The sequence below is a fragment of the Agitococcus lubricus genome, from assembly GCF_003051055.1.
Lineage (GTDB): Bacteria > Pseudomonadota > Gammaproteobacteria > Pseudomonadales > Moraxellaceae > Agitococcus > Agitococcus lubricus.
In genome coordinates, this window is the sequence record NZ_QAON01000049.1 from 1 (window position 1) to 4,552 (window position 4,552).

Here is a 4,552-nt window from a genome sequence, read left to right on the forward strand (position 1 = left end):
ATCGGACTTGGGTCAATGTAACTATCAAAGGCAGGGATACTGACTTCACCTTGCAATGAAAATAGCACCCGAATCCCATCAGACAACAGCCACGGATCTTCTGGGTTCGCAGGCTCAAGAAACTTCTTACCCGTGTACGGGGCTTCATCTCCCGCAAATTTCCCAAAATCCCCCTCCCCACCTGAAATGGTACCATCTTCGTTAATCACAAAGCCTGCTTCTGTGATAACCAAGTTTGCAACCGCTCGTTGCCCTTCTTCACTACTCTCACCTGTGTTGGACTCATTAAATATTAAATAGATACGTGTTAATGTCATTTTGTTAATCTCACTAATTCATTCATGCTCAATGATGCAGAATGATAAATTTTAAGGGTGTGTAAATAAGTTGCTGCTTGTCGTGTGCCGTCTGCCGCACAGCCGATATAAATCCTGTCGGCGTTCGGGGGATTTGTTGGCAAAAATGTCGATTTGATTTGACCGCCATTTATAGCCGATGCGACTTTGTTTTTTCTGAATGAACACGCTGCTTTGTTGATTGCCAATGGCAGTAAATCTGCCGCCGTGGAATCGCCCACGCCGTTTGCTATTTGGGCTGCTTGGATTTTACCGCTTGTTGCAGTATCAACAACAAGGCTACAACGCTCATTATTTGCTGATGCTGGATTGCTATGCGATAGCAAATACCAAGCGGATGAGCCTAATAGAAAAAGATTCGTTCTAAACTCACACACAAATGACTTGGCTTGTGCTGAATCAAACTTTTCTAAGGCAGAACTTGGGATATACAACACATCTGCAATGTTTGTGATATTGCTTGTTGTTGTTACGATGACGGGTGACTTCCAACGGATGATGTCGTTTGTGATGTTGAACCACCAAAAGCCTTTGGTTGTATCACCTAAAAACGGTGTATCCAAACTAGGAATGCCACTATCACTACACGCAACAAAGCCGATCGTGCCCGTGGCTGCTAATTTTGAAACGCAAATCACGCACAGGTCATACCAGCCATTGCCTCTATACACTATGTCCACAGGTAAATTTGCTGTGTTGCTGTGTACATAGGCATTTGCACCCAGTAATCCGCCAAAGACGACCGTCTCATCACTAAATACGCCGTTTGTGCTTTTGAAGCGAATTGCAAAAAAATCACGACCTTGCATTTTAATCACAAGATGAATCGAAGATGCGGACGCTGCATTGACTGTGTTTGAGCGCGTCACTTCATGGGCGGCTGTTGTCGCCGTTTCAGCAATAAATCGTGCATTTAATGCAGAATAAGGTGAAACCATCGTTGTGGCTGTCGCTGTGTAGCCATTTTTAATCCAAACTGCATTATCAGGCTCATTGCTTCGTGACCAGCGAGAAGAAAAAGAAACATGCGGCAAATAGCCCCAACGTTGGCTTTTGACATCCCATTCGATTGGCATTTCATTCGCTGCAAGTAGATCCAGTCCCCCTGCACTATTCCACCGAAATCTTGTCTGGGCGCGCGCAAAAACTGCTGCTAATGTAGTCAAAATCGTCGGAATAGCAGAGTTTTTACTAAAATCAATGGTTGTGAGTGTTGTGTCTCGTTTGCGTGCCATGTTGTTTGTTTTTGAGTTTCCAAGATTGTACATGACGAGCTGTTTTTTTCGTGTGCCTGATTGCTTAATCATCTTAACCTCGTCCGACCACGCGCACGCTGTAATTGCCAACCACAGACGTTGGTACAAATTTAATGGCTTCTACGGCAATCAAAATCGTGAATACTCGTGATGCGGCTAGGTCAATAATGACAGGTTGACCGTATTCGTCGTTGAGTATGTCAAAACTGGTTGAGCCAATACATTTCACTTGAATAGCAATTGTGCCCGTGGCAACCACACTGGTATCAATTTTTACTTGATGCTCTTTGGCATTTTGTTGACTGTCAGATAGTAACAAGACTTGTTCGCCGTCCAATTGGGTTTTATTAACCAGCGATGTATCTTTATAAACAATGCCTGTTTTAGCCGTCATTGCTTGTAAAATATCGACTTCGGGTCGTTTTAAGCCTCTAATCATTTTTCTTTAGACTCCTCGTGAATGGGCAATTCGCATTGATTATCTAAACCAAAACGTTTAACCAAATACGACTCAAACATGAAAATAATACGTGTACCCATGTGTCCTGAAATAGCAATAAATGCAGCCGTTAACATTTCGTCAAACCCCGCACTACGACATAAAAAGAATGTCACTAATCCTGCAAATGCGCTGACTACCAACTCGCCTATCAACTCAATAATGTTTGAATACTTGGCTTGACCACTTCTAACGCGCCGCACAAAACTGGCGGCACCACCCAGCATGGCTAAACCAAACACCCATGCGTAAGTCAGCAAATCAGCAATAGCCGCAAAGAACGAGGCTTTCTCTTGCATCACGCAATCCCCAAGGCTAATTTTGCTCGCTTCCAATATTCAATACGGTCATCAATTCCGTTTGCTGTGCCCTGTTTGTTTTTGCCATTGATAGCGATACTACAGGCTGTAATTGCACCAATATCAGCGTGCTTATTTAGGGTTTTGCTAAACCAAAACCAACAGGCAGAACCGACTGCATGACGTGGGTGTTCAAGTAAGTCAGGCTTTTTCAATAACGGTAATTGCAAGGCATGGCCACACTTTTGATAATTGTCTTTGCCTGTAATTTGAATCAGGCCACGACCCTTGTATAACTGCCCATCGCCATCGGCTTCGGGGGTATTGCCCAAACGTTTAGCTAATGGCCCTGTATCGTATTTAGATAAATAGGCATCATTGCCCAGTTCTTCTAAGTAACGAAATTCGCCAGATTCGTGCATCACCTGAGCAATAAACATGGCTTGACGCTGTGGGGTGTTAATTGTCCAAATCGGCATAATTTGCGCTAATAACGGGGCAAATATTTCGCAGCGTTTTTTACCTGCGTCGGTTTTGCAAATGCTTTGTAGTTTTTTAAGTTCCATGATTCACCTCACGCATAAAAAATGGTTAAGCCGACATTTGTGGTTGTGGCTGACTTAACAAAGCGGACTAATCCTGATGCACCATCAAAAAAGAATTGCTCTTGATTTTGTGCTAACTTGACGCGATTCCCAGCATAAAACCACGGTTGCCAAGCACTCCGACTAGGGTCATATATTTCGCCGACAATCTCCTCACCTGCACCTAATGTCGAACAAAGCAAGGTGTACTTAACCCCTGCTCTTAGGTTGTATGATGTGGTTTGTTCGCTGGCTGTTTTGGCTTCAATTAATACCGTGTGTTTTGCGGTAAAATAGACACCATCGACGATCGGAATGTTTGACATATCATCACCGTTAAACTAAGGAACGTGGACGCACTAATGCGACACCAACAGCGGCAGCAGTTACAGTTTTGACAAAGCGCACACGCAAGGACACCGCATCTAAGCCAAGCCAGTCGTTATTTTCAGTTAGCTCAACAGGTGCGCCCTCACGATTAAAGACTTGCCAAGCGTTAGAGGCTTCATTCCAAATTTCTACCGTGACTTTTTCACTCGCCCCCAAAGGACTGCTAATCACGGAATAATTCACAGGGTTTTGCATACTGGCGGTCGCACGCAATTCAAAGGCTTCGGATGTTGCGGCTAAGGTGGTTGCTGCAATAGCGACTTCATGTACATTGTTTGAGGCAGTCATGGTTTATCTCTCTCTATGGCTTAATGCTTTGCCTATGTTGTTTAATCCACGTATGACTTCGTTTAACCGCTCAATAGTCGCAATTTGCAGTTTTTGATCTGCTTCTTTGCTCTTTTGCAGTTGTTTAAAGCCTTCGCTGTCGTATATGTCTGTTATGTCAGATAATGACAGCTTTAAAGCCTCGCTATAGGACAGGGTTACAAGTCCGTTTCGACCTGATAAAGACAAGGCTGCACTTATTAAGCTATCGACAAAATTCGATTGTTGACTCAGTGATACAGTCGGATACTTGAAATCGGGCTGGCGCATGGCCTTGTCCCTCCTTATGCAAGCAAACAAGGCCGTCACCATCAAAACCAAGGTTAAAATAAGAGTTAAGCTGCTCTGTTCCCCATAAAAAGGCATGGTATAGCTGAATAAAATCGCGCTCTGGATAGGCTTTAAAAATCGTAATCCGTTCTTTGAGATAGTCTTTATAAGCGGCTATTGGCGTGTCTATGGAGGGTAGTTTGCCTTCGTGTATTTCATTGGCCGTGGCTAATTGGGCGGCCATACAGCCAAATATCCATTCTTGCCAGCCGTGGCAAATATCTTCTAAGGCTTCAACCTGCCAGCCATATAAGGGATATAAGCACCATGTCTCCTCAAAACCTATGGCCACATAATCAACCGCTAAGGGCTTATTCATGTCTAGGTAGTCGGTATATTTTGCGTCTTGGCCAATCGGAAAATCAGGATCCCCCAAACAGGTTGCAGATATGTACTGTGCGACTAATAAATAACGCTCTTGTATGGTTAATGCGCGGCCATTTACGTCTGTTAAAACGCACGCTAAAAACTCAGAAATAATATGCTCATGCGCTTGTGGGTTGAGTTTGGC

9 protein-coding genes are annotated in these 4,552 nt (G+C 43.9%); all 9 read right to left on the bottom strand.

Annotated elements, in window-relative coordinates; all coding sequences use genetic code 11:
- On the bottom strand, positions 1–317 hold a 317-nt coding region (locus C8N29_RS16420; protein WP_146164498.1), incomplete at its 3' end, for a hypothetical protein.
- A complete protein-coding gene (locus tag C8N29_RS16425) occupies positions 314–1,663 on the bottom strand; it encodes a phage head spike fiber domain-containing protein (RefSeq protein ID WP_107867147.1) in 1,350 nt (449 codons plus the stop codon). The genes C8N29_RS16425 and C8N29_RS16420, both read right to left, overlap by 4 nt.
- A 1-nt stretch (position 1,664) precedes the next feature.
- On the bottom strand, positions 1,665–2,051 hold the full coding sequence (locus C8N29_RS16430) for a hypothetical protein (protein WP_107867148.1): 387 nt from the start codon (positions 2,049–2,051) through the stop codon (positions 1,665–1,667).
- Positions 2,048–2,410 carry a phage holin family protein gene (locus C8N29_RS16435; protein ID WP_107867149.1) on the bottom strand — a complete coding sequence of 121 codons (363 nt, stop codon included), beginning with the start codon at positions 2,408–2,410 and terminating at the stop codon, positions 2,048–2,050. Before C8N29_RS16435 ends, C8N29_RS16430 begins: the two co-directional genes overlap by 4 nt.
- Complete coding sequence (locus tag C8N29_RS16440; protein WP_107867150.1) at positions 2,410–2,976, bottom strand: glycoside hydrolase family 19 protein; 567 nt, start codon at positions 2,974–2,976, stop codon at positions 2,410–2,412. The genes C8N29_RS16435 and C8N29_RS16440 overlap by 1 nt, the downstream gene beginning before the upstream one ends.
- An 8-nt stretch (positions 2,977–2,984) precedes the next feature.
- A complete protein-coding gene (locus C8N29_RS16445) occupies positions 2,985–3,320 on the bottom strand; it encodes a hypothetical protein (protein ID WP_107867151.1) in 336 nt (111 codons plus the stop codon).
- A gap of 10 nt (positions 3,321–3,330) precedes the next feature.
- Entirely contained in the window at positions 3,331–3,672 is a 342-nt protein-coding gene (locus tag C8N29_RS16450) for a hypothetical protein (RefSeq protein ID WP_107867152.1), read from the bottom strand.
- A gap of 3 nt (positions 3,673–3,675) precedes the next feature.
- The gene (locus tag C8N29_RS16695; RefSeq protein WP_146164499.1) at positions 3,676–3,981 is read right to left on the bottom strand and encodes a hypothetical protein; all 306 of its coding nucleotides are present in this window, start codon (positions 3,979–3,981) and stop codon (positions 3,676–3,678) included.
- Positions 3,917–4,552: hypothetical protein (locus tag C8N29_RS16925; RefSeq protein WP_170107026.1), on the bottom strand; the 636-nt coding region annotated here is incomplete at its 5' end. The genes C8N29_RS16695 and C8N29_RS16925, both read right to left, overlap by 65 nt.

Coding starts and splice junctions, on each gene's coding strand:
- C8N29_RS16425 (WP_107867147.1), bottom strand. CDS start 1,663: ATGATTAAGCAATCAGGCACACGAAAAAAACAGCTCGTCATGTACAAT.
- C8N29_RS16450 (WP_107867152.1), bottom strand. CDS start 3,672: ATGACTGCCTCAAACAATGTACATGAAGTCGCTATTGCAGCAACCACC.
- C8N29_RS16695 (WP_146164499.1), bottom strand. CDS start 3,981: ATGCGCCAGCCCGATTTCAAGTATCCGACTGTATCACTGAGTCAACAA.
- C8N29_RS16435 (WP_107867149.1), bottom strand. CDS start 2,410: ATGCAAGAGAAAGCCTCGTTCTTTGCGGCTATTGCTGATTTGCTGACT.
- C8N29_RS16430 (WP_107867148.1), bottom strand. CDS start 2,051: ATGATTAGAGGCTTAAAACGACCCGAAGTCGATATTTTACAAGCAATG.
- C8N29_RS16440 (WP_107867150.1), bottom strand. CDS start 2,976: ATGGAACTTAAAAAACTACAAAGCATTTGCAAAACCGACGCAGGTAAA.
- C8N29_RS16445 (WP_107867151.1), bottom strand. CDS start 3,320: ATGTCAAACATTCCGATCGTCGATGGTGTCTATTTTACCGCAAAACAC.